Here is a 424-nt window from a genome sequence, read left to right as displayed (position 1 = left end):
GCGTGGAAAGGCTGAACCAGATCCTGCAGCGTTATCTGAATCCTCCGGAACCATCCAAAAAAGAAAAAGAATATGGTCAGGGTCTGTTCCGGGAAGGCGACAAAGTCATGCAGATCCGGAACAACTATCAGCTTGAATGGGAGATCCGCGGAAGGTACGGGATTCCTGTAGATAAGGGCGTGGGTGTCTTTAACGGTGACACGGGGATCCTGAAAACGATCAATGAATTTTCGGAAACAGCGGAAGTAGAATTCGAGGACGGACGCTGTGCGGAATATTCCTTTAAACAGCTGGAAGAACTGGAACTTGCCTATGCAGTGACCATACATAAATCCCAGGGCTCTGAGTATCCGGCAGTGGTGATTCCTCTTCTGTCAGGACCGAGGATGCTTTTAAACAGAAATCTGCTGTATACGGCTGTCAC

At 48.8% G+C, this 424-nt stretch carries 1 protein-coding gene; it reads left to right on the top strand.

What is annotated here, in order from left to right:
* Nucleotides 1-424 (top strand): ATP-dependent DNA helicase (locus QVP40_RS10210; RefSeq protein WP_288200486.1); only part of this gene is annotated, 424 nt, incomplete at both ends.

The organism is Blautia sp. CAG:257 (assembly GCF_000433815.1).
Taxonomy (GTDB): Bacteria; Bacillota; Clostridia; order Lachnospirales; family Lachnospiraceae; genus Blautia_A; species Blautia_A caecimuris.
This window is presented reverse-complemented; position numbering and strand designations above follow the sequence as displayed.